This is a genomic window from Peribacillus sp. NPDC097284, from assembly GCF_044761765.1.
GTDB lineage: Bacteria > Bacillota > Bacilli > Bacillales > DSM-1321 > Peribacillus.
Map to the genome: position 1 here is coordinate 44,726 of NZ_JBIWCZ010000002.1, position 24,119 is coordinate 68,844.

21 protein-coding genes and 1 pseudogene are annotated in these 24,119 nt (G+C 41.1%); 17 read left to right on the plus strand and 5 right to left on the minus strand.

Features of this window, described 5'->3' with window-relative positions; all coding sequences use genetic code 11:
- Positions 1 to 174: 174 nt before the first annotated feature.
- From ACIQXU_RS05965 to ACIQXU_RS05980, 4 genes are all read left to right on the plus strand, one after another.
- Positions 175 to 2,277 carry a YhgE/Pip family protein gene (locus ACIQXU_RS05965; protein ID WP_402987501.1) on the plus strand — a complete coding sequence of 701 codons (2,103 nt, stop codon included), beginning with the start codon at positions 175 to 177 and terminating at the stop codon, positions 2,275 to 2,277.
- Between the two features lie 317 nt (positions 2,278 to 2,594).
- Positions 2,595 to 3,437, plus strand: a complete 843-nt coding sequence (locus tag ACIQXU_RS05970; protein ID WP_402955924.1) for an ABC transporter ATP-binding protein — start codon at positions 2,595 to 2,597, stop codon at positions 3,435 to 3,437.
- Positions 3,370 to 4,128: an ABC transporter permease gene (locus ACIQXU_RS05975; protein WP_402867835.1), complete on the plus strand. Its 759-nt coding sequence runs from the start codon at positions 3,370 to 3,372 to the stop codon at positions 4,126 to 4,128. Before ACIQXU_RS05970 ends, ACIQXU_RS05975 begins: the two co-directional genes overlap by 68 nt.
- Positions 4,129 to 4,163: 35 nt before the next feature.
- Positions 4,164 to 5,177: an aliphatic sulfonate ABC transporter substrate-binding protein gene (locus ACIQXU_RS05980; RefSeq protein WP_402867836.1), complete on the plus strand. Its 1,014-nt coding sequence runs from the start codon at positions 4,164 to 4,166 to the stop codon at positions 5,175 to 5,177.
- A 61-nt stretch (positions 5,178 to 5,238) separates the two neighbouring features.
- On the opposite strand, the gene ACIQXU_RS05985 is transcribed toward ACIQXU_RS05980, so the two are convergent.
- Complete coding sequence (locus ACIQXU_RS05985) at positions 5,239 to 6,177, minus strand: DHH family phosphoesterase (RefSeq protein WP_402867837.1); 939 nt, start codon at positions 6,175 to 6,177, stop codon at positions 5,239 to 5,241.
- 422 nt (positions 6,178 to 6,599) lie between these two features.
- On the opposite strand from ACIQXU_RS05985, the gene ACIQXU_RS05990 reads away from it, so the two are divergent.
- The 3 genes from ACIQXU_RS05990 to ACIQXU_RS06000 are packed head-to-tail and all read left to right on the plus strand — an operon-like array spanning position 6,600 to position 9,341.
- Positions 6,600 to 7,787, plus strand: a complete 1,188-nt coding sequence (locus ACIQXU_RS05990; RefSeq protein WP_402987504.1) for a CaiB/BaiF CoA transferase family protein — start codon at positions 6,600 to 6,602, stop codon at positions 7,785 to 7,787.
- Between the two features lie 14 nt (positions 7,788 to 7,801).
- The gene (locus ACIQXU_RS05995; protein ID WP_402868543.1) at positions 7,802 to 9,007 is read left to right on the plus strand and encodes an acyl-CoA dehydrogenase family protein; all 1,206 of its coding nucleotides are present in this window, start codon (positions 7,802 to 7,804) and stop codon (positions 9,005 to 9,007) included.
- Between the two features lie 22 nt (positions 9,008 to 9,029).
- Entirely contained in the window at positions 9,030 to 9,341 is a 312-nt protein-coding gene (locus ACIQXU_RS06000) for a DUF3870 domain-containing protein (RefSeq protein ID WP_402987507.1), read from the plus strand.
- A gap of 180 nt (positions 9,342 to 9,521) precedes the next feature.
- On the opposite strand, the gene ACIQXU_RS06005 is transcribed toward ACIQXU_RS06000, so the two are convergent.
- Both ACIQXU_RS06005 and ACIQXU_RS06010 read right to left on the minus strand, forming a co-directional pair.
- Complete coding sequence (locus ACIQXU_RS06005; RefSeq protein ID WP_402988027.1) at positions 9,522 to 9,977, minus strand: hypothetical protein; 456 nt, start codon at positions 9,975 to 9,977, stop codon at positions 9,522 to 9,524.
- A gap of 88 nt (positions 9,978 to 10,065) precedes the next feature.
- Positions 10,066 to 10,143: pseudogene (locus tag ACIQXU_RS06010) on the minus strand (CotG/ExsB N-terminal domain-containing protein); the annotation flags it as partial.
- 152 nt (positions 10,144 to 10,295) lie between these two features.
- Between ACIQXU_RS06010 and ACIQXU_RS06015 the strand changes: the two are divergent.
- Positions 10,296 to 11,387, plus strand: a complete 1,092-nt coding sequence (locus ACIQXU_RS06015) for a CotH kinase family protein (protein WP_402987509.1) — start codon at positions 10,296 to 10,298, stop codon at positions 11,385 to 11,387.
- 205 nt (positions 11,388 to 11,592) lie between these two features.
- The gene (locus ACIQXU_RS06020) at positions 11,593 to 12,546 is read left to right on the plus strand and encodes a TRM11 family SAM-dependent methyltransferase (RefSeq protein ID WP_402987512.1); all 954 of its coding nucleotides are present in this window, start codon (positions 11,593 to 11,595) and stop codon (positions 12,544 to 12,546) included.
- Positions 12,547 to 12,734: 188 nt separating this feature from the next.
- Here ACIQXU_RS06020 and ACIQXU_RS06025 read toward each other — a convergent pair whose 3' ends face one another.
- Positions 12,735 to 13,706 (minus strand): MBL fold metallo-hydrolase, encoded by a 972-nt coding sequence (locus tag ACIQXU_RS06025; RefSeq protein WP_402987515.1) that lies wholly within the window; start codon positions 13,704 to 13,706, stop codon positions 12,735 to 12,737.
- A 396-nt stretch (positions 13,707 to 14,102) separates the two neighbouring features.
- Between ACIQXU_RS06025 and ACIQXU_RS06030 the strand changes: the two genes are divergently transcribed.
- The 7 genes from ACIQXU_RS06030 to ACIQXU_RS06060 all read left to right on the plus strand — a co-directional run bounded on the left by ACIQXU_RS06030 (position 14,103) and on the right by ACIQXU_RS06060 (position 21,927).
- Positions 14,103 to 15,041: a DNA-binding transcriptional repressor DeoR gene (locus ACIQXU_RS06030; protein WP_402988000.1), complete on the plus strand. Its 939-nt coding sequence runs from the start codon at positions 14,103 to 14,105 to the stop codon at positions 15,039 to 15,041.
- 226 nt (positions 15,042 to 15,267) lie between these two features.
- A complete protein-coding gene (deoC, locus tag ACIQXU_RS06035) occupies positions 15,268 to 15,933 on the plus strand; it encodes a deoxyribose-phosphate aldolase (protein WP_402987518.1) in 666 nt (221 codons plus the stop codon).
- 99 nt (positions 15,934 to 16,032) lie between these two features.
- Positions 16,033 to 17,379 carry an L-fucose:H+ symporter permease gene (gene fucP / locus ACIQXU_RS06040; protein WP_402867857.1) on the plus strand — a complete coding sequence of 449 codons (1,347 nt, stop codon included), beginning with the start codon at positions 16,033 to 16,035 and terminating at the stop codon, positions 17,377 to 17,379.
- Positions 17,380 to 17,553: 174 nt separating this feature from the next.
- Positions 17,554 to 18,567 carry an aldose 1-epimerase family protein gene (locus ACIQXU_RS06045; protein WP_402867858.1) on the plus strand — a complete coding sequence of 338 codons (1,014 nt, stop codon included), beginning with the start codon at positions 17,554 to 17,556 and terminating at the stop codon, positions 18,565 to 18,567.
- 14 nt (positions 18,568 to 18,581) lie between these two features.
- Complete coding sequence (gene rbsK / locus ACIQXU_RS06050) at positions 18,582 to 19,502, plus strand: ribokinase (RefSeq protein WP_402987521.1); 921 nt, start codon at positions 18,582 to 18,584, stop codon at positions 19,500 to 19,502.
- A 191-nt stretch (positions 19,503 to 19,693) separates the two neighbouring features.
- Positions 19,694 to 20,695, plus strand: coding sequence for a 2-hydroxyacid dehydrogenase (locus ACIQXU_RS06055; RefSeq protein WP_402987524.1), 1,002 nt, complete (start codon positions 19,694 to 19,696; stop codon positions 20,693 to 20,695).
- Positions 20,692 to 21,927, plus strand: a complete 1,236-nt coding sequence (locus ACIQXU_RS06060) for a multidrug effflux MFS transporter (protein ID WP_402988003.1) — start codon at positions 20,692 to 20,694, stop codon at positions 21,925 to 21,927. The genes ACIQXU_RS06055 and ACIQXU_RS06060 overlap by 4 nt, the downstream gene beginning before the upstream one ends.
- Before the next feature lie 217 nt (positions 21,928 to 22,144).
- Here ACIQXU_RS06060 and ACIQXU_RS06065 read toward each other — a convergent pair whose 3' ends face one another.
- Complete coding sequence (locus ACIQXU_RS06065) at positions 22,145 to 22,930, minus strand: SDR family oxidoreductase (protein WP_402987526.1); 786 nt, start codon at positions 22,928 to 22,930, stop codon at positions 22,145 to 22,147.
- A 201-nt stretch (positions 22,931 to 23,131) separates the two neighbouring features.
- On the opposite strand from ACIQXU_RS06065, the gene ACIQXU_RS06070 reads away from it, so the two are divergent.
- Positions 23,132 to 24,118 carry a Gfo/Idh/MocA family protein gene (locus tag ACIQXU_RS06070; RefSeq protein WP_402987529.1) on the plus strand — a complete coding sequence of 329 codons (987 nt, stop codon included), beginning with the start codon at positions 23,132 to 23,134 and terminating at the stop codon, positions 24,116 to 24,118.
- The last annotated feature ends 1 nt before the right edge of the window (position 24,119 follow it).

Here is a 24,119-nt window from a genome sequence, read left to right on the forward strand (position 1 = left end):
CCAGGAAGAGGTATTCTTTCGCTTTATATAGAAGAAAAAATGAATAATCCTGAAAGAAGTAGCTGTCATTTGATAGCTACTTCTTTTTATGTGAAAGGATGGATATGTTTACATGGTATTGAAGCATCTTCCTACCCCCATACTACTATGGAAAATGAATACCGGAGGTCTGTCTTGAGAAAGATTTGGGGAATTTTCATAGATGATATAAAAAGTATTTATAAAAATTTATTTGTGTGTATCGTTATCATTTTTCTTATGTTGATTCCTTCCATTTACGCTTGGTTTAATATTGTTGCTTCTTGGGACCCATACGCAAATACGGGAGGAATCCTCGTAGGGGTTGCCAATAACGATAGGGGAGCGGAGTTGAATGGTGAATCGATAAATATAGGAGAAGAAGTGGTGCAAGGGTTAAAGGGAAATTCAGACCTTGGCTGGAGATTCACGACGGAGGAGGAAGCAATTTCAAAAGTGAAGAATGGGGATTACTACGCATCTATCATCATTCCAGAAAACTTCTCTGAGCATATAGCGACCATCATGACGGAGGATCCCATCAAGGCCGAAATCGATTATTACGTAAACGAAAAAATCAATAGCATCGCACCGAAAATGACGGCGGCAGGAGCCAATAGCATTGTGGACAATGTCAGCAAAAGCTTCGTTAAGACGGCCAGTGGAAGTATACTCTCCATTTTTAATGAACTGGGAATCACGTTGCAAAACGAGCTTCCGACGATCCAAAAAATGAAGAATATGGTGTACGTTTTAGAAGGGGAGTTGCCCGAGCTTGAACAAAGTATTAACACAGTCCATAAGCATGTGACTAAAGCTGAGGACATAATTGTAAAGGTCAACGATAGTCTGAAAGCGGTAGAAAATATTACATCACAAAAAGAACAAATGGTATCCAATGTTTCCGTTTATGTTGATTCAGCCCAAGCGGCTTTTCATGCCATTAATCCACTCCTAGAAGATGACCTTGCAATAGTAAGGAGTGATAATGAATCGGTTATAGGAATAGCCGACCGATTGAAGGAGCAAGGTTTAACCGACGATGAAGTATATGAACTGACAGAAGAAGGAAGAAGTAGACTGAAAAAGGATAGGTACTTATTAGAAAGTATCTATAATCTATTGGTGAGGGTCAATCAGTTCAATGGGAAAAACGTGTTACAACCAGAGATATATTCCGTAAATGAGTTGCGCGAAAATACGTCAAACCAACTGCAGGCATTGAATGAACAAGCCTTTGATTCACTTACTGGTCATGGGGAAAGCAACCTTAGTGTATTGAACGAACTGCAAACCGATTATCAAGACGATACAGGGGTGAAATTTGAAAAGCTAGGGAATGAAGCACATGCACTTTTAGAAAAAGTGGAAATGACACTGGAGGAAGGGGGACAAGCCCTTCCTGAGGTTAAAGCACTATTGGGAGAGAGCAATCAAACCTTATTATCACGGACAGAGGAAATCGATAGGTTACAGAATAACTTTCCAGAGGTTGAGAACAAAATCCGAGGGCTTGCTAATAAAATGAGAGAGATAGACAAGAGTTATAATATCGAGGAGGTCATTCGCTTTTTGCGAAATGATATTGAGAAAGAAAGTGACTTTTTTTCAGAACCCGTCCTTCTTAATCAACATAGTCTTTTCCCAATTCCTAACTACGGTTCGGCGATGTCGCCATTCTTCACAGCTCTTTCGCTTTGGGTAGGGGGGACAGTATTAATCTCGATACTGAGCGTGGATATTTCTCAACAAGTGTATAGTCCATATCAGATATATATAGGAAGGTACCTAATTTTCTTAATTATTGGATGCATGCAGGCATTAATCGTATCCATAGGGAATCTTCTTCTTCTCGAAGTATATGTTTCGGATAAATGGGAGTATGTCTTGTTTTCTGTATTGATTAGTGCAGTATTTACACTACTTGTATACACATTTGTATCCGTTCTTGGAAATGTAGGCAAAGGGATCAGCGTGATTTTGATGGTCCTTCAAATTTCAAGTTCCGGTGGGACCTTCCCCATTCAAGTGACACCGCCTTTTTTTCAACATATCAATCCTTTCTTGCCATTTACCTATGCCGTTAGCTTACTTCGTGAAGCTGTCGGTGGAATCACTTGGACTACTGCTACAAAAGATATTCTGGTGTTGTTACTCTTTATCTTGGTCACCCTTTTATTGGGTGTGATCCTGAAGAAGCCTTTTCACCGTCGAACACAAAAAATGAAAGATAAATTATATCGAAGCAGACTTTTTTAAATCATCCTTTGCATATGAAATAAAGAAAAGGTTTCTGGACGCAGGAACCTTTTTTTGTATACATAGGCAGTGGATTATTATTTTAAAATAGTCGATTTACCTATAGGGGAAGTTGTTTTTCCTTGCTCATCATATTAAAAAATAGATTTTACTAAAATATGTAGTATTGTAGTATATCTCCATTATTTGGCGGGCGAGAACAAAATACAAAAAAGTTAGAATTCTTGCATTTTTATAGTTGACAAAAACGATTGGATTAATCATTATTAAGGAATAATGTCTAGTCAATTAGTGTGATTTAAAAGTGGGGTGTCTCAGTGTATTTAACAGTAGACGGAATTGAAAAAAGCTTTATGAATGAAAAGAAAGAAAGTATAAAGGTACTCGATGATATCAATATAGAGGTTGAAAAGGGAAGCTTTGTTTCAATCGTTGGGCCGTCAGGTTGTGGCAAATCGACCCTTCTTTATTTAATAGCCGGTCTCGATAAAGCAGATTCAGGCGACATCCGGGTGGCTGGAAAAAAGGTTTCGAAGCCGGGACCCGAACGAGTGGTTGTATTTCAAGAAGCAGGGTTATTTCCCTGGTTGACGGTGCTTGAAAATGTCACGTACGGGTTGAAGTTGAAGAAAATGCCTAAAGAAAAAGCGAAAGAAAAGGCGTTGGATATTTTAAAAATGGTTCATCTTAGTCGCTATGTAGACTCCTATCCACATCAGCTTTCAGGTGGAATGAAGCAGAGAGTCGCCATCGCCAGAGCACTTGTGATGGAACCGGATATTCTATTGATGGATGAGCCATTTTCTGCACTTGATGAGCAGACGAGAATGGTATTGCATAAAGAGTTACTTGAAATCTGGAGAAAAACAAAAGTGACGATCTTTTTTGTCACGCATAATATTCGTGAAGCAGTTCAGCTTTCGGAGAAAATCGTAGTTTTTGCAACCCGCCCGGGAAAAATCAAAGAGACGATTTCCGTTCCTTCCATGAAAGATGGGGTCATGCCGGATAGTGTGACGTTGAACACCGAACAAAGGGTATTATCGATTTTACAGGAGGAAATTGAAAAAGTGCTGAAGGAGGAAATGGGGAATGATTACAGCTTTAAGACGAATCATATTCATCGCGATGATAGCGGGGATATGGGAAGTCACATCTAGATTATCAAGCCTTCCGGATTTCATGTTTCCTAGCCTGACTCAGGTCCTTGAAACCCTGTTTAATGGAATAGTGAGTGGACAAATCACCGAAGCTGTCGGAAAGAGCATGGGACGCATCTTGATTGGGTTCACCATCGCCATCATTATCGGTCTTATTTTAGGATACTTCATTTGGCGTTATAAGCTTGTAGAAGATACGCTTGGTTTTGTTGTAACAGCCTTACAATCGATACCAAGTATCGTATGGTTCCCGTTAGCGATCATCTGGTTTGGCTTGAATGATTTTTCCATCCTGTTTATCGTTACCATCGGCGCGACCTGGACGATGACAGTCAATGCAACAAGCGGGTTCAAAAATGTGCCCCAGCTATATCAAAGAGTGGCTAAAACTTATGGTTCAAGCGGATTTCATTTCTTGAGAACCGTGATTCTGCCCGCATCTGTCCCACAAATCATTTCTGGTCTTCGAATCGCTTGGGCATTCTCTTGGCGTGCATTAATGGCAGGTGAGTTACTCGGAGGAGGCGGAGGTCTCGGGCAGCTTCTGGAAATGGGAAGATCGCTCGGTCAAATGGACCTGGTTATTTCCGTCATGATCATCATTGCGATTATTGGAACCATTGTAGATAACGTTGTTTTCTCCCGCTTGGAACGTAATGTTCAAGTTAAATGGGGAGTTAATCAAAGGTAGGTTAATAAAATAATAGGTTAAGAGGAGAGAGACAGATGCTGAAAAAATCATTATTTACTCTTATTATGTCCGTATTGTTAATTGGGATAGTAAGTGGTTGCACAGAATCTTCGAATAACGAAGAAGGAAAAGATTCAGAAAAACAAACCGTGAATATCGGGTATTTCCCTAACTTGACTCATAGTGCAACAATCATTGCGCTTGAAAAGGGCTACTTTAAAGAAGAATTCGGTGAAGATGTAACCATTAAAACGAAAACAGTGGCCAACGGTGGGCTATTTATGGAAGCGATGGCTACGAAAGCTATCGATGTCGGAACAACCGGTCCTGGTCCGTTACTTAACTTTTACGTGAAAAATCCGGAATACCACTTAATTTCCGGGGCTGTAAACGGTGGAGCAGTTCTTGTGTCAGGTGAAAGCAGTAAAATTTCGGATTTAAAAGATCTGGACGGTAAAAAAGTTGCGATTCCTGTCATCGGAAGCACACAGGATGTCATGCTTAGAAAGGCCCTTAAAGATGTTGGCCTTAAACCGACTACAAATGGTGGTACAGTGGAGTTATTTGCATCAGCACCTGCTGACACAGCAGCACTTTTTGTCCAAAAAACAGTGGATGCAGCTGCTACTCAGGAACCTTGGGGATACGTTTTGGAAAATCAAGCAAACGGGAAGCTATTGCTTAACTGGGATGAATTTGCTTGGGGCAAAGATTCACCAAACACAGTGGTGGCTGCAAGCCAGAAGTTCTTAGATAAAAAAGGTCTTTCCACTGCCTATTTGAAAGCCCACAAAAAAGCGGTTGATTTCATCCAAAACAATCCGGAAGAAAGCCAAGATCTAGTCATTAAGCATCTTAAGGACTTGACTGGAAAAGAATTAAGCAAGGAAGAGGTGGCCGCTGCCTTTTCACGCTTGGAAGTGACAACGAATGTTAATGAGGACGTCATTCAGGAAATGGCTGATATTAGTAAAGAGGCTGGATACATTCCTAGCGCCGATATTAAAGGGATGATCGATTTATCGACTCTTGAAGAAGTATCGAAATAAAAACATAACGCCCGGGCCATATGGCTCGGGCGTTTCTCTTACGCTTCTTTCACCAACCAACTCAGGGACAAACTTGGTTCAAAGCGTGTATGACCTGATCAACTGCCTCCCAAGTAGGGATGTTCGCTCCGGACGCAAAGGGATGCCCTCCCCCATTAAACATGCGTGCAACTGAATCAATCGGGGTGTTTCGTGAACGGATCCTGACCCGGATTTCTTCGGGATATTCTATGAAGAACACCCAAATCCTCACTCCTTTTAACCCGGAAAGAGTATTAATTAAATTCGAGGCTTCGGTCCGGTCTATATCATACTTGCTTAACATCTCCTCAGTCATGACGAAGTAGGCTACCCCTTTATCGGTCCTCTTATAGCTCATCATAATATCCCTTTGAAGATGGGAAGAATGCTTGGTTTTTATATTCAAGAAGTTGTGGATTCTTTCTGGCTGAAAATTATACGACCGTAATATCGATGCGATTTCTAAAGTCCCGGGAGATATTTTGCCTTTTTGAAAATTACCGGTATCACCAATGATGCCGGTATAAAAGGCACGGGCAGCTTCTTTGTTTAATTTAAGGTCATCAGGGAAACCCAAACATAGGTCAACAAGCATCTCACTTGCTGAGCTGAAAGAAGGATCCACCCACGAAGGATCGCCGAAGGACTCTTGATCGGGATGATGATCGATCTTAATCAACCTTTTCCCCATTTTGTATCGTGAATCACTAATGCGTGAAAGATTAGCGGTATCGCACACAACCACTAATGCATCTCTATAAACATCATCGGGGATAACATCCATCCTTCCAATGAATTGGAGCCGACCTACTTCTTCTCCCACTGCATGAACAACCTTGGATGGATATGAGTGCTTTATCACGTGTAGAAGTCCGATTTGAGACCCCAGTGCATCCGGGTCTGGATTAAGATGGCGGTGAATGATAATCGTTGAATATTGCTTGATGGCTTCAACGATTTCTTTCTTTATATCGTCCACTGTTAAATCCCCCTTACCATTAATGGACTTGTCGAACTAAGCGTTTATATCTTTAAATTTTATAGACAGAAGGGGAAAGAAGCAAGGCCAGAGCTTCATTCTCCATACCTTTAGTGTAAAGGGGGAGGAGAACAACAATCATGATAAATTTGCGAACGATCAATATCCATAATCTGAATATAATCATTGCAAAATTCAAATAACTATCTTATACTTAATTTACCAAACCGATGACAGTGACTTACCTTGCTGCATGGCCGGCTTGTTTTAAAAGAGTATTTATAAAATTGACTTTGTTCACTTGATCTTCCTTTGTCGGAAGACAAGCCATGGATAAGAGTCAGTGAAACGTACAATGTAATCACATTGTTTGTTTTACTGGCTCTTTTTGTATATTTCAACAATCGGAAAGGGGTGAGGTGATGAAAGGGGCCTTGGAAGGAATAAGGATCATTGACGTCTCTCGTGTATTGGCGGGACCGTTCTGCTCGATGATTCTTGGTGATTTGGGAGCGGAAGTTATCAAAGTGGAACATCATGAATCAGGAGATGAAACGAGAGGATGGGGTCCACCTTTCGCCGGGGGAGAAAGCGCTTACTATTTATGTGCCAATCGCAACAAAGAAAGTATGACATTGAATTTAAAGTCTGAACAGGGGAAAGAAATATTTCGTAAGCTAGTATCGACAGGGGATATTGTCGTTCAAAACTTCAAGGCAGGCACACTGGAAAAAATGGGTGTGGGATATGAACAATTAAAAGAAGTGAATCCTCATTTGATTATGGCGTCAATCACAGGATTCGGATTAACCGGTCCTTATAAAGATTTACCAGGCTATGATTATATCATTCAAGCGATGAGCGGCCTGATGAGCATCACGGGCGAGAGTGATGGAAGCCCCATGAAAGTGGGGGTGGCGATAGCCGATGTATTGACCGGATTATATACTTGCATTGGAATTTTATCAGCCTTGCATCATCGGAACAATACGGGGGAAGGTCAGGAGATCGACATTGCATTGATGGATTGTCAAGTAGCTTCCTTAGTGAATGTCGCCAGCAATTATTTGTTCAATGATATATCTCCTAAGCGAATGGGAAATCAACATCCCAATATCGTCCCTTATCAAGTTTTCCACGCAAGTGATGGGGAACTAGTCGTCGCTGTTGGGAATGATGAGCAATTTAAGAGATTCACGACGGTTTTAGGAAGGCCGGAATTGGCGGATCATGAGCCTTTTATGCACAATAAAGATCGTTTGCAGAATAAAGAGGAATTAATACCGATTATAGAAGCTTTATTAAAAAGCAAGACGAAGAATGAGTGGAAAACGCAATTGGATATAGCCGGGATCCCTAATGGCCCTATTCAAACCATTGCCGAAATGTTCGAGGATCCTCAAATACAGGCAAGGGAAATGTTAGTGGAGATGGAACACCCAAAAGTTGACAACCTTAGAATGACTGGGTCGCCTTTAAAACTTTCAAAAACACCGGTCACGATGAGAAAGCATCCACCGCTGTATGGGGAGCATACAGAATCCATTTTAGCCGAATTGGGGTATAACCCGGAAGACATAACCAAATTCAAACAAAATAAAATTATTTAGGAGGAATTTAGATGATGCATTTCGAATTAACAGAAGAACAGAAAAGTGTAAAAAAAGTGGTAAGGAAATTTGTTGATAAGGAAATCATTCCATATATTCAAGAATGGGACCGACAAGGAGAGTTTCAACCACATATTTTAAAGAGATTGGCTGAATTGCAATTGATGGGTGTGTGCATTCCTGAAGAATATGGCGGAGTCGGCATGGATTATAATACACTCGCCATCGTGTGTGAGGAATTGGAGCGTGGCGACACGGCTTACCGGACTGCGGTGTCCGTACATACCGGGTTAAATAGCATGACACTGTTGCAGTGGGGAACCGAAGAACAAAAACAGAAGTATTTAGTGCCACAAGCAAAAGGCACGAAGATTGGTGCTTTCGGCCTCACTGAGCCTAATGCTGGGTCAGACGTTGCAGCCATGAAATCAACGGCTAAACGAGATGGTGATTATTACATTTTAAATGGATCAAAAACATGGATTTCTCTTTGCGATTATGCGGACCATTTCCTCATTTTTGCGAAAACGGATCATGACCTAGGCTCCAAAGGAATTACGGCATTTATCGTTGAGCGTACGTTTGATGGCGTTGAATCGAAAGCAATCAAAGGAAAGCTAGGGATTCGTGCCGGTAATACAGGTGAAGTCTTTTTAACGGATGTTAAAGTTCCGGTTGCCAATAGATTGGGCGAAGAAGGGGAAGGGTTTAAAATTTCCATGTCTGCCTTGGACAATGGACGGTTTACGGTAGCTGCCGGCGCAGTAGGCCTGATTGGCGCAAGTCTGGAAGCGAGCTTAAAGTATTGCCATGAGCGCAGTACATTTGGTAAAGAGATCGGCAGGCATCAGCTTGTACAACAGATGATAGCCAAAATGTCAGCGAATTTAGAAATTGCTAGATTATTGGTCTTTAAAGCAGGGACTTTAAAAAATCAAGGAAAGCGAAATACACAAGAAACGTCACTTGCTAAATGGATTTCATGTGATGCAGCAAATGAAGCGGCGAATGATGCGGTGCAGATCCATGGAGCCTATGGTTATTCAGATGAATATCCAGTGGAACGGTTCCTAAGGAATTCAAAAGCTCCGGTCATTTATGAAGGAACACGAGAAATCCATACGGTCATGCAAGGAGAATATGCATTGGGATACAGACAGGATAAAGAACTTCGCAAGCAATTGCCTGCATGGCCATTTGAGCAGGTTTCTGTCCATTAATTACAAATAAGGAGATCAGATGATGAACACATATTTTATTGCAGGGCATGCTAAACTCCCACAAGGTATGGCGGCAAGAAATCTCTATGACTCCATCACGATTACGGTAGAACTGGACCTTAAATATGGCGTAATTGTCGATGCCTCCTGTACGCTTGCTACAGAACATGGCAGGGAATTCATCCGCCAGTTACTTCGTGGTTATTGTTTAAATGATGGAATTGATGAATTGATTGAACGCGTGCAATTGTATTATCGGGGGAAGGCAGGTCAAGCCATTCAAGCAGGTCTGAAAGATGTTTATGTTCAGTTCGAATTGATCTCCGTTAAATAAGGAATGAGATGGGTTTTCCAGGTTAGTAATCTGGTGAATCCATCTTTTTTTAATGTAAGGGTATGGCACATTCAATGTTTAGGTTCATGCTTTCACTCAGCTACATATAAAACATTCATGGAGCTGTATGACTATGTAAAAAGAGGTGATAAAAAATCTATCACCTTTCAAAAATGGGTCTCAATGATCTATATTACTTCTGATTAATTGCCTGTAATCAGAATTTCCATTTCCAGTTCTTGTGGAAATCGAAAGAACCTTTGCCATGGAATCTGCGGTTCCTAGTGGAACGACGATTTCTGCTAGAACGACGGTTAGAGCGGCAAGTAGAACGGTTCCGGCTAGAACGACGTGTAGAGCGGCAAGTAGAACGGTTCCGGCTAGAACGACGGTTAGAGCGGCAAGTAGAACGATTTCTGCTAGAACGACGTGTAGAGCGGCAAGTAGAACGATTCCGGCTAGTGCGACGTTGAGTGCTGCAAGTAGAGCGATTCCGGCTAGTGCGACGTTGAGTGCTGCAAGTAGAGCGATTCCGGCTAGTGCGACGTTGAGTGCTGCAAGTAGAGCGATTCCGGCTAGTACGACGACGAGTACCACAAGTAGAGCGGTTCCGGCTAGTGCGGCGTTGGGTACCACGTGTTGAACGTCTAGTACTACGCTTTTTATTATTTTTCTTGTTTTTCTTATTCTTCTTCCGTGATGACCGGTTTTTTGAACGTGGGTCTTGGAATAGGAATTCATCTAACCCAAACGAATTCACCATTTCCACCGCTTTTTGAATTTCTATAAATTTAGTTGACATACATTCATTCCCCCTTTTCACTAGCTAAAATATGCGGCTTGTACGAAAAGTGCTTATGGTAAACACACATATTTCCAAAATAAATTGATGGCTTTAGTGGCATCCTTCGTTTTTTTTCATAAAGTAAAATGAAAATGAAAGGGAAGGTTTTAATGAATACTGACAAGAATCTACCGGTTTACCATCTTTTTATTCCCCCTGTAAACTTAATCGAGCTTCGTAGGGATATTTGGAGTAATGACCCCGTCCCTGCAAAATTATCGATAGAAAAGAAAAAATTGGATGTCGATATCGTTTATCGTGGCTCCCACATCCGGGGTTTCCGGAAGAAGTCCTATCATGTGGCTTTTTATAAACCGAGTATGTACCGAAAGGCTAAAGAAGTTCATCTGAATGCTGAATATAAGGATAAATCTCTGCTGAGGAATAAACTATCTTTAGACTTTTTCGCAGATATCGGAACTTTATCACCGAGGTCCCAATTCGTTTTCCTTAATCTTAATGGAAAGGATGAAGGGATTTATTTAGAATTGGAATCTGTGGATGAACATTACTTGAGGAACAGCAATTTGCCTGAAGGATCCATTTTTTATGCAGTGGATGGCGATGCTAATTTTTCATTGATGAGTGATTTGGATAAGGAAGTTAAGAAATCCCTGGATATCGGGTATGAAAGAAAATGTGGGACAGCTCAGGATGATTTGTACTTACACGAGCTAATAATAAAAATCAATACGATACCAAGAGCGGATTTTGAGAAGGAAATTGGAAAGTACGTCAATGTGGAAAAGTATCTCCGCTGGTTGGCAGGTGTCGTATTTACACAGAACTACGATGGATTTGTCCATAATTATGCTTTATACCGGAATGGAGAAACCGGACTTTTCGAAATCATCCCTTGGGATTACGATGCGACATGGGGCAGGGATGTAAATGGTAAAGTGATGGAAGAAGATTATGTTGGAATTAGAGGCTTCAATACATTGACCGCAAGAATTCTTGATATAAATACATTCCGTAAACGTTACCAAAGCCTTTTAAAAGAGATCATGAACAACCAGTTCAATGTTGAATATATGGAACCCATCATTCAGGGAATGCATAGCCTGATCAAACCGTATGTTCCAAGAGATAGATATGTCAGGGACAATATCGAGGCATTTGAGAATGAACCTAATTTTATTTTAAAATATATAGAGGCTCGGGCAAAATATATTCGTAGTCAATTGCATAAGTTAGATTAAATGGATAGTGTAAATTTGTTGGGGTTAGGCAAGGTTATTTTCCACCTTCCATTCTTACAGCAAGTGGAATGGTAACGTATTTATTAAAATAGCAGGAACACTGAAAAATCAGTATTCCTGCTATTTTTTTCATTTGCATTTCTATCCACTTACGGCTATGTTTGATAGAAAGATATAATCTTAAGTGATGAAGGATGGGAATAGTTTGAACAATGAAAGCCGTATACCGGCGTATATATATACTTTTACGTGCACTCCAGACGAACGTTCATTATGTAATATGGAAACGCGTTCGCTCTTTGGTTGTAAGACCGAAGTCAATATTTTAAAAAGTGACATCAAAATTGATCCGAGCAGAAGCCCTTTTATCAAGGGACGCGTCGATATTATGTACGAAGGGGAAAGCATATCTGAAATCGTTGAACAGGTAAAGCAACTTCCGATTACCGATTCAACATTTAAAGTCCTATTCATTAAAATAAATGATTTAAATATAGAAGAAAAAATTGATTATGAGGGACAACGTGCCATTGAGAGGGAAATTGGCTGGCATATCCAGAGCAAGGCAGATGTGCGCAATCCGGATTTAACTTATGGCATTGTGCCATTCGAAGGACGTTGGTACTTTGGGGAATTCGTCAAACCCGAACCGGTTTGGTTACACCATTTGAAGAAACCCCGTGAGTATTCAACGGCACTTAGTACCCGGGTCGCAAGAGCGATTGCCAATATTGCGGTACCACATCCAGAGGGGGTAAAAGCCATTGATCCATGTTGCGGAATCGGGACGGTATTGGTGGAGGCATTATCCATGGGAATCAATATCGTTGGCCGTGACATCAACCCTCTAGTCACGGATGGTTCAAGGGAAAATATTGCTTTCTTCGGACTGGAAGGCGATGTTACAACAGGACCGATTTCAGAGGTTATGGAGCACTATGACGTGGCCATTATAGATATGCCGTATAATCTTTATACACATGCAACGCCGGAAGACCAACTTTCGATTCTAAAACATGCTCGTCGTTTTGCGGACAAGGTGGTTGTAGTAACCATCGATACGATGGATGATATGATTCATGAAGCGGGCTTTGAAATTGCTGATCGTTGTCTAGCGAAAAAAGGGGTATTTTCTAGGCAGATCGTTGTGTGCGTCTAAGAGCCTCGTTGGAGATGTAGAAGGATTCCTAATCAAGTTGTCTATAGAAGGTAATGAATAAGAAAAGGAAGAGTGGTGCATACTCTTCCTTTTTTATATGAATCGGTAGCCATCAATCGAAAACGGCCGAAAGCATCCTTGCATTCGGTGCTCTAGGTTGCCAAGACCGGATGACCAGGATATTACCCTTATCTAGCGGTATAGTGAATCACATTTCCACTAGAGTATTTGTCGATTTTTCCTTGGTACTCCAAGTAATCTAAATGTCCGATGATCTCCGACATGACAAGTGGGAACTCTTTTAAATATTTTTCTTTGTAATAGTTTTTTGCTAACTCATTCCCTGTTGTTATTCCAGCTTCAATTAAAGCGAGGATTTTCTTGGATTTTGTTTCAATGTTACGGAGCCTTTTTTCTATTAATGGACCTGCTTGATAGATGATGTTTCCGTGTCCAGGGTAAAGGATATCCACCCCTAATGCCAAACAGCGCTCCAACGATTCAATATGGTCTACTAGAGTCCGCATCCTTTGGCCGTTTTCATCGGGCTCCACCAATGCATTACTAGAGATATGTTCAATTAATAAGTCTCCAGCAAGAAGTCGGTTCTCGCTTTTATCAAGAAAGGCAATTTGGTCTGGTGCATGACCGGGAAAATGAATCACTTCAAAATTTAATAATTGGTTTTCCTTAATCTCGATGATTTCACTATTGATTTTTTGATCTTTGTTATTATTGACGGCATTGAATAAATAGGCCACTTGTTTATCTCCAAGTTCCCCACAGCCCATCTGAACGTAAAGTCGTTTATAGAACTCAATCCTCATGCTAAGAAAATCCGGATCTCGCTTTAACCTTGGTATGGATTTAGAGTGAGCATAAACAGGAATCGGGTGAGGCTCAGTGATACGGTTAACGAGTCCCACGTGATCCCCGTGATGATGGGTCAGGAGAATCTCTGTAATATCTTCAAGCTTTAGGCTATTTTCCTCTAATGTGTGTTGTAAAGCGTCCCAACAAACATCATCATTCATGCCAGCATCCACCAGCGTAAGGGACTCATTCTGTTCCACTAAATAAAAGTTTATACTTTTCAATGCGAGTGCACTTGGCGCTATAACTGGGTGAATCTTAAGTGTTGACCGGTTTTTCATGAGCATCCCTTGTTCCCCCTGAAATGAATGAACTTTTGGAAGGAAGGTTTATTCATTTATGCTGTATCAATGAATCACTCAAGCTTATAAATGAATGAACGATCCTTAAAGTTCAATTTATTAATAAACGATAGTTATACCTTTAGCTTACTATTTGTTTTATTTAAAGTAAATTCTGAAAAATGAAACATTTATATTATAATAGCAAGATAATTTTCCTGAATCGCTTATCGTACTGGTGGATTTTTTATATAACTAAATTTACCTTTTTTATATTTTTATGTAAATTAATCTTCTCGCCATGCAAGTTTTAGTATATGGTTAATTTAACAGATTGGATGGGCATTATTCCATGTAAACTAAAAGGTGATAATCGGAATGACAGAAGAAATGAGGGCATGTATGGATCAAGATAAACAAAGGCTCAGTATTGCGGCTGCAAGACTATACTATGAATCGGATTATAGTCAACAAGAGATTTGTGCACGCCTTGGCGTGTCGCGACCAACGGTTTCTAGGTTGTTGCAATATGCGAAGGAGCAGGGCTACGTAAGTATACACATTAAAGACCCGTTAGAAGATGTGGACGAACTCTCAAAACAGTTAAAGGAACGGTATGGATTGGATCATGTAAGCGTTTCATATTCCCCACTTAATGAGTATGAGGAGATAACTAAGCATATCGGGCGGACTGCCGCCGAATTTTTACACAAAATCGTAAAAGACGGAGATATCATCGGCATTACCTGGGGTACCACATTGTTTTCAGTGGCCTCACAACTTAAAAGCAAGCGAGTGAAAGGTGTAGAAGTAGTTCAGCTAAAAGGCGGTGTAAGCCATTCGTATAGCCTTACTTACGCGGCTGAAGTTGCCAATCTATTTGCCGAAGCTTATTATACGGTCACCCGCTATTTACCTTTACCTGTTATTTTCGATAAGCCAGAACTTAAGCAGATGGTTGAGGAAGATCGGCATATAGAACGGATCATCGAAATGGGTAGACAAGCGAATATTGCATTATTTACGGTCGGTACGGTCAGAGATGATGCTTTACTTTTTAAACTTGGTTATTTAAGTGAAGGGGAGAAAGCTGATATCCAACGTACGGCCGTAGGTGATATTTGCTCTCGTTTTTTTGATGAAGAGGGGAACATCTGTAATGAAGTTATTAATAGCCGCACGGTGGGCATTGATTTAGAAGAATTGCAAAAGAAAGAAAGAAGCATTTTAGTTGCTGGAGGCGAAGATAAGATCAAAGCCATCCAGGCAGCGTTAGTGGGAAAATATGCTAATACCCTCATTACAGATCAATTCACGGCTAAAGCTCTATTAGAGTGTTAAAAGAAAGAATATATGGTTGGCGCCTAAAAAGCGCTGACCTTATTTTTTTATGTCTATAAACATTTAGTTGAATAGGTTGTAAAAATATTTGAACAAAATTTCAAATTAAAATTTACATATGTTCCACACCGTGGTATTATTTGGTTGTGAAAGCGCTTTTCTTATTGAAAAATCAAAAAAGATAAAAAATTATAGTGAAAAATAATAGGATAAGGGGCCGTTAAAAATGAATAAGGCTAAATTAATTGACCATACACTACTGAAAGCTGACGCAACTGAAAAGGAGATTGTTAGATTAGCAGAAGAAGCCAAGGAATACGGTTTTGCTTCCGTTTGCGTGAATCCACAATGGGTGTCACTTGCAGCGAAAGAATTAAAGGGAAGTGACGTAAAAGTTTGTACAGTCATTGGATTTCCTTTAGGCGCGTCTACTACAGCAGTAAAAGTATTCGAAACGCAAGACGCTATTTCAAACGGCGCAGAAGAAGTAGATATGGTAATCAATATTGGCCTCTTGAAAGCTGGTAATGATGATGCAGTTGAAGCTGATATGAAAGCGGTTGCTAATGCTGCACATGGAAAAGCTCTTCTGAAAGTGATTATTGAAACATGCTTATTGACAGAAGAGGAAAAGGTCCGTGCATGTCAACTGGTCGTTAATGCTGGAGCTGATTATGTTAAAACATCCACCGGATTTTCTACGGGAGGTGCCACTGTGGAAGATGTAATGTTAATGAGAAAGGTCGTTGGACCGAATTTAGGTGTAAAGGCATCTGGAGGAATTCGGGATAAAAACGATTTAGAAAAGATGGCTAAGGCGGGAGCTACTCGTATTGGCGCGAGCACAGGTGTCAAAATCATGCAGGGGGAAGCCGTTAATGGAGGCTATTAATTTAGATAGCTAGTCCCTCGTTTGAAAACCGAATGCAATTGGACTCATTAGTGGGTAAATATCAGTAGGGGTTCTTACTTGAATAAGGAGATTACAAAAATGGCAAAGACAAAAATAATTCAACTGTCGGATGGATACCTTAATCGGACTCCTATTCTACAATTCATTCTCTTATCCACATTATTTTCCATGTGGGCAGTGGCAGCTAGTTTGAATGATATATTAATTACTCAGTTCAAAAGTGTGTTCGAATTAAGTGATTTCGCTAGTGCTTTAGTACAGAGTGCTTTTTATGGAGGCTATTTCTTGGTAGCCATTCCAGCTTCGATGGTTATTAAGAAGACGAACTATAAGTTTGCCATCATAACAGGATTATGCTTCTATATCATTGGATGTTCTTTATTCTTCCCAGCGTCACACTTGGCGACATATACTATGTTCTTGTTTGCACTTTTTGCTATTGCAATCGGTTTAGGTTTCCTTGAAACGGCAGCCAATACCTATAGTTCCATGATAGGTCCCAAGCAATATGCGACGCTCCGCCTGAATATTAGCCAAACGTTTTATCCCGTTGGATCTATTTTAGGGATTTTGCTAGGAAAATATCTAGTTTTCCAGGAAGGCGAAAGTCTTCATGTTCAAATGTCCAAAATGTCTCCTGCAGAAGCACAGGCTTTTGGAATCGAGATGTTACAGCATACACTAGAACCATATAAATATATGATTTTCATACTAATCGGAGTGCTGGTGATATTCCTCTTCACTAAATTTCCAACATGCAAACCGGAAAAAGTCGAACAAAATGGCACTAAACCGGCTCCAAATATCCTAAAAGCGTTGAAGCACCTGGCTGGAAATAAACGATTCCGAAATGGAATCATCGCAGAATTTTTATATGTGGGAATGCAAACCACGGTTTGGGCTTTCACGATCAGGTTAGCCTTACATCTAAATCCACATATCAATGAAAGAACTGCTTCAAACTTTATGATTTATAGTTTTATAGGATTTTTCATTGGGAAATTCATTGCAAACTTTTTGATTGCTAGATTTTCGTCTTCTAAAATCTTGGTCATTTATGCAGTTTTTGGATCAGCTTTATTGGCTTACGTGGCAGTCGTGCCGAATATGACTGCTGTATATGCGGCAATCGTTGTTAGTATGCTTTTTGGACCATGTTGGGCCACGATTTATGCAGAAACTCTAGCTGTAGTTGATAAGCAATATACTGAAGTGGCGGGTGCCATCTTAGTAATGTCCATTGTAGGGGGAGCCGTTATACCGGCTCTTCAAGGGTTAGTGTCAGACACTTTGGGATCAATGCAATATGCGTTTGTCGTATCCATGCTATGTTTTGTGTATATAGGCATTTACTTTTATCGAGAAATGAAAAGGTCTGCAAACATGAAAAAGGATGCAGAACAAACAAGCGAATTAATTTCTTGAAAATTAGGTTCGAGCTTTGCTTATGTCCTCAATTATATCGGCAATCATTTTTGACAAACTCAGTAAGCATAATAAGAAAAGAGGCAGGGGGCCCTGGAATGAACTCTGGATGTAACAGGGTTTCCTAAGGGGACCCTGTTAGCTGTTATTCGAAGGAAGGAAGGAAGGATAAGTATGGTAGGAACGATTGAACTACAAAGAGGATTCTTCAAAGAAAACCCTACAGTATTTTTTAGAAGTACCGAGTTTACTGTTACTTTATTTCGTTATCCATCTGGAGTTGAAGCGATAGAAGTGACAAATTCCCGTGGGAAAATGGTGGTTCTTCCTTATTTAGGTCAAATTGTTTGGGACTTAGTTTTTGATGGAATTGAACTGAAGATGAAAAATATGTTCACTCAACCGAAACAAGTAGATGAAATTGTCGATACATATGGATGTTTTGCTTTTCATTCCGGTTTGATTAGCAATGGCTGTCCAGGACCTGAGGATGATCATGTCTTACATGGTGAGATGGCCTGCGCGAATATGGACCATGCCTGGCTGGAGGTTACGGAAAATAGTGTGAAAATTGGTGGATCGACAGAATACATAAAAGGGTTTGGCCATCATTATATCGCTAAGCCAAGCGTCAAGATGATTGCTGGGGAAGCCAACATCGAAATGGGCATGTACGTGAAAAACTTATCTGGCACAGACATGCCTCTACAATACATGTGCCATACCAACTACGCCTACCTGGATCATGCAGTAATGAAGCAAAACATTCCTAATAGTGCGTTTGAGTTACGTGCCTCCATCCCTGACCATGTGAAACCTACTGAAAAGTGGTTGGACTTTAATAAAGAAATCCGTGTAGGCAAGGAACCTATATCGATTTTGGACCGTCCAGATATGTATGACCCGGAAATTGTTTTCTTTATGGATGGATTGAGTAAGCATCAGAAAGAAGCAAGTTTTGAAATGACTTCGCCGGAAGGAACTACTTTTTTCACCACGTTCTCTACGGATGAATTTAATTATGCGACAAGATGGTTACTGTTTAATGAGGACCAGCAGGTTGGAGCATTTGTATTGCCCGCTACATGCCGGCCTGAAGGGTTTTTGGCAGCCCAAGATTCAGGAAGCTTAATTAAGTTGGCCTCAGGTGAGGAAAGATCATTTACAATTGTAACTGGAAAGAAATAAGGAGGAAATAGAATATGGATATAGCAGTTATCGGATCCAATATGGTGGATTTAATTTCATACATTGACCAAATGCCAAAAGAAGGGGAAACCCTCGAGGCACCAAGTTTCGAAATTGGGTGTGGTGGAAAAGGAGCCAACCAGGCAGTGGCCGCAGCCAAAATGGGCTCTAAGGTCATGATGCTTACTAAAGTCGGAGATGATCTATTTGCAGATAATACGATTAGCAATCTAGAACGTTATGGAATAGATACTGAATTTACAAGTAAGGTCCCGGGAACATCAAGTGGTGTGGCACCGATATTTGTGGACCCACAATCGAGGAACCGGATATTAATCATCAAAGGAGCAAATGAATATCTTGTACCCAGGGATATCGACAACGCGGGGGAAAAGCTGAAAAAGTGTTCCTTAATCATTCTTCAATTGGAGATCCCCTTACCAGCTGTTTATCGTGCCATTGACTTCGGTAAGGAGAATAATATACCGGTTATATTGAATCCTGCTCCTGCCTCAAAAGAGTTGAATTTTGATTACGTTTGCAAGTGCGATTTCTTCATTCCTAATGAAACGGAACTGGAAATTTTAACCCAGATGCCAGTAGAAACGGATCAACAAGTGCAGGAGGCAGCTTTAACCCTTATCGAGCAAGGGGTGAAAAATGTTATAGTGACACTTGGAAGCCGTGGGGTGATGTGGGTTACAAAAGAAAAAGTGGAACGGATCGATGCATATGAAGTCGCCGCCATTGACACTACTGGAGCCGGAGATTCATTCATTGGATGCTTCGCCCACTTCTTTGTCAAAAATGGAGATATCCTTCACGCCATCAAGATGGCCACTGGATTTTCTGCCTTGAGCGTAACAAAACGCGGAACGCAATCCTCTTATCCAGATCAAGACCAGTTAAAGGGATTTTTTGAGAAACAGGTTTGAATATCATAGTATTAGGGGTGCTTCCACAATTGTTGGAACATCCCTTTTTACGTTCGTGTGGAACGAGATGGGTAGAGATAAGATAAGTATAAATGAATAGGTAGAGAAGGAGATTAATGTTCAATTATCGAAATTGTAGATATGTAAGTAAAAAGTACATAACTATCAATCTGTAAGTAGGAGGGCTATTTGTGAAACCTAAAGTGTATATAACGAGAAAAATGCCAGACCAAATCGTGAATGGCCTAAGTGAAAAGTTTGAGGTAACGATGTGGCAAGATGAAACGACTCCGGTTCCTAGGGAGGTCCTGGAAAAAGAGATAGTGGAGGTTGACGGTCTATTTTGCTTGTTGACGGAACAAATCGATGAATCCTTGATGGAGAAGGCGACCAACCTAAAAATCATTGCGAACATGGCTGTGGGGTATAACAATATTGATTTACAAAGCGCGACAGATAAAGGAATCATGGTGACGAATACACCGGGGGTTCTGACGGAAACGACAGCGGACTTAACTTTTGCCTTGCTGCTTGCAACGGCCAGAAGATTGGTAGAGGCGACAGGTTATCTCAAAAGTGGTCAATGGAAAACATGGTCCCCGATGCAGTTGACTGGACAGGATGTACATGGCGCAACGATAGGAATCATCGGATTGGGAAGGATCGGTAAAGCCCTGGCGAAAAGGGCAAAAGGATTTGATATGAATCTTGTATACTATAATCGTAGCCGTAAACTTGAAGAAGAAAAAGAGTTGGGAATCGAGTTTGTATCACTTGAAGAGCTCCTTAAGATTTCGGATTTTGTCTGTGTCTTGGTGCCACTCACTTCCCAAACTAGCTATATGATCGGTGCCGAGCAATTAGCCTTAATGAAAAAGACGGCCGTACTCATCAACACGGCAAGGGGCGATATCGTCGATGAAAGGGCATTGTACCAGGCTTTGGTAAACCAAGAAATTTGGGCTGCCGGCTTGGATGTATTTGAAGAAGAACCGGTTCCTTTAGATCACCCTCTCTTGACCCTACCTAATGTGGTGACACTCCCACATATCGGCAGCGCCAGCATCGCCACGAGAATGAAAATGGCCAGCCTTGCTGCAGAAAACTTGATGGCAGGCCTGACGGGCGCCCTTCCTGGCAATCTAGTGAATCCAGAACTAACAAGTGTGCAAAAAGGGAGAGGACATTCATAATGGAATTGAAAGAAACCATATATACTAGCAATAAAATGCCGACAACAAAAAAACTATGGATGGCACTTATGCTCGGTTCTTTTGCGGCAATCGGGCCTCTGTCACTTGATATGTATTTGCCTGGTCTACCAACACTTGCAGATGATCTGCAAAGCAGTACGTCTTTGGCTCAGCTCAGTTTGACCGCTTGTTTACTAGGATTGGCATTAGGACAAATATATTTAGGCCCCCTGAGTGATGCGAAGGGGAGACGGACCCCGTTAATCATCTCTTTGTCGATTTATAGTGTGTCTTCTCTGCTATGTGCCTTTGCTCCCTCCATTGAAATGCTTTTATTATTACGGTTCATCCAGGGAGCTGCAGGTGCTGGGGGAATTGTCATTTCCCGGGCCATTGTCCGCGATCTTTTTTCTGGTACGGATTTGACCAAATTCTTTTCCATGTTAATGCTTGTGAATGGGGCGGCACCGATTTTGGCACCGGTTTTAGGAGGGCAACTGCTACAATTTACATCTTGGCGGGGAGTTTTCATCGTCATTTTTGCTCTAAGTGTTATTATGGTTGCCGCTGCTTTTTGGGGGATAGAGGAAACACTCTCATCAGACCTACGAAGTACAGGGGGCATAACCAATACAATACGTACATTCGGTGATTTACTGAAAAACCGTGTGTTTATGGGATATGCACTTTCTCAAGGGTTTGTAACGGCGGCTATGTTTGCTTATATCTCAGGTTCACCTTTTGTAATTCAAAATATCTATGGTATTTCTCCGCAAACATTCAGCCTGATCTTTGCGATGAATGGGATAGGGATCATTATTGCATCCCAAACAACTGGCAGACTGGCTGGGAAGATAAAAGAAGAAAAACTCCTACAAATAGGGTTGGGTCTTGCGTTATTTGGCGGGATCATTCTGCTCATGTCCATCATTCTGGGAGTTGGAATTGCGGGAATTTTAATTGCTTTATTTCTATCTGTCTCGAGTGTCGGGATCGTGGGAACGACAAGTTTCGCATTAGCTATGCAGGACCAGGGGAAAACGGCAGGGAGTGCCTCGGCTTTAATCGGTCTTCTGCCTTTCGTACTAGGTTCGCTCATGGCCCCTTTAGTGGGGATTGGTGGAGGTGATTCACCTCTGCCGATGGGAATCGTGATGGTAAGTTGTCATGTTATTGCCCTATCCTCTTATCTATTTATCGCCCGAGGCGGTTTGAGAAAAGCTGTTGCATAAGGAAAGTGGCCAACCCATTATAGGAAAAGTTCAAAGTAAGAGGGGTGGCTCTTTAAGAAAACATGAAAAGCAATCCCACTCTCTTATGTATAATTTCTATTGGTAGGGAACAAAAAAGTTCAACTAAAAACTTTGCCCAATCTTTTTTAATTTAGTAAGAAGAGGCAGAAGTGTGGTCACATCATACACTTCTGCCTCTTCTCAAGTCTTTCGATTCTTATAAGAGCGATTCAGCTCCGTCAATATACACTTCAGTCCCGGTAACGTGGGAGGACATGTCCGATGCAAGGAACAAAACAAGGTCTCCTGCTTGTTCAATCGTTCCGGCTTTCTTTGCAAGTGGTTGAGAACCTTCGGGATACTCAATCGGTATTTTGATTTTTTCCAAGTTTTCATCTTCAGGATAGGTATTGTCGTCGATGTTGGTGTCGATGGAGCCTGGGCAGATGATATTCACGCGTATTTTGTACTTGGCCAATTCAAGTGCAGCCATCTTGCCGAAAGCGACCTGACCGGCTTTTGATGAGCTGTATGCGGAAAAACCAAAGTTCTTGAAAAAACGGTTTCCGTTAATGGAACTGTTAATGGTGATGCTGCCGCCTGTTTCCTTCATATAGGGAATGGCGTATTTTATGGTTAGGAAGGTTCCTTTCAAGTTGATGTTGAGTGTTTGGTCCCAATCTTCCGGCTTAATATCTTCAATGGGGGCAATTACCCCGTTAATACCAGCATTGGCAAACACAAAATCAATTTTTCCAAAATGCTCGAAGGCGGCCTGGAAAGCCTTCTCAACCTGTTCGGGTTGGGAAACATCCGTTTTGATGATTAAAGCTTCTCGTCCGAGGTTTTCGACTTCTTCCTTGACCTTTTCGGCATTTTCAACTGTGCGGTCAAAAAAAACGATGTTTGCACCGTTTTCCGCAAGTTTAATGGCGGCACCCCGGCCAATTCCGGATCCTCCGCCGGTAATGATGGCGAGTTTATTCTTCATCAATTCTGTCATTGATTTCACACGCTCCTTTTTAATGTACTTCCCATGAGGGAGTATGTAGAAACATCAAGTCAGTAGTAATAGGAAAAGTATAAAGGAAAATAGATTGAAAAATCCAATATAAACCAAATTTTTTAGCGTTTTTCTTTATTTTTTTGCAAAGTCTGGTTATATTGAGGACAAAGTCTGTTAATTAAAAGGAGAATCTAACGAATGATACGTTATGGGATTATTGGTACAAATTGGATTACAGAGCGTTTTTTGAATGCGGCAAAACACGTGGAAGGCTTTTCATTAAATGCGGTCTATTCGCGCACAGAAGAAAAGGCCAGGGATTTTGCAGATAAGTATGGAGTTAAACATACATTTACAGACTTGGAGGAGATGGCGAGCAGTTCCGAGATTGATGCGGTCTATATAGCCAGTCCCAATTCTCACCATAGTCGCCAGGCAGTCATGTTTTTACAGCAAAAGAAACATGTCTTATGTGAAAAACCATTGGCTTCGAACGCCGAAGAAGTGAGGGAAATGATACAGGCGGCACAGCAAAACGAAGTGCTGCTCATGGAAGCGATGAAATCAACGATCATGCCAAGTTTTGAAAGCCTAAAGGAAAACATCCATAAAATTGGTGAGGTTCGCCGTTACCAAGGAAGTTACTGTCAATATTCTTCCCGGTACGATTCGTATAAATCAGGTACCATATTGAATGCATTCAACCCTGAGTTTTCAAGCGGCTCTTTAATGGATTTAGGTATTTATGCCGTTTATCCGCTTGTCGTTCTATTCGGTAAACCGAATAAGATCCAGGCATCTGGAACACTACTAGAGTCAGGAGTTGACGGTCAGGGTACCATCCTCCTTTCATATAATGACATGGAAGCCATCGTGATGTTTTCCAAGATCACTGAATCGACTCAACCTTCAGAAATACAGGGAGAAGCAGGTACCATCCTCATCGACAAAATTTCCAGTCCGAACGAAGTGGATATTTGCTACCGTGATGGAACAAGGGAGAGTCTTTCGGTTAAACAAGAGTTTCCTCCGATGTATTATGAAGCGAAGGAGTTTGTAAAATTGATCCAGCAGGGGAAAACGGAATCGGATAAGAATACATTTGCCCATTCATTATGGTCGATGGAAATCATGGATGAAGCTAGAAAACAGATAGGTGTCGTTTTTCCCGCAGACCGAAGATAAG